Below are 200 nucleotides of genomic sequence, written 5' to 3'. Positions count from 1 at the left end.
GAGAGTTTGATCCTGGCTCAGGACGAACGCTGGCGGCATGCCTAATACATGCAAGTCGAACGAGCTTCCGTTGAATGACGTGCTTGCACTGATTTCAACATTGAAGCGAGTGGCGAACTGGTGAGTAACACGTGGGTAACTTGCCCAGAAGCAGGGGATAACACTTGGAAACAGGTGCTAATACCGTATAACAACAAAAA

The 200-nt window shown here is 48.5% G+C and carries 1 rRNA gene; it reads left to right on the top strand.

What is annotated here, in order from left to right:
- Window positions 1–200, top strand: a 16S ribosomal RNA gene (locus HEQ50_RS12720); the annotation flags it as partial.

Source organism: Lactobacillus sp. HBUAS51381 (assembly GCF_012641095.1).
Taxonomy (GTDB): domain Bacteria; phylum Bacillota; class Bacilli; order Lactobacillales; family Lactobacillaceae; genus Levilactobacillus.
Note: the sequence above shows the minus strand (reverse complement) of the source record. Positions and strands in the feature narration are given on the sequence as shown.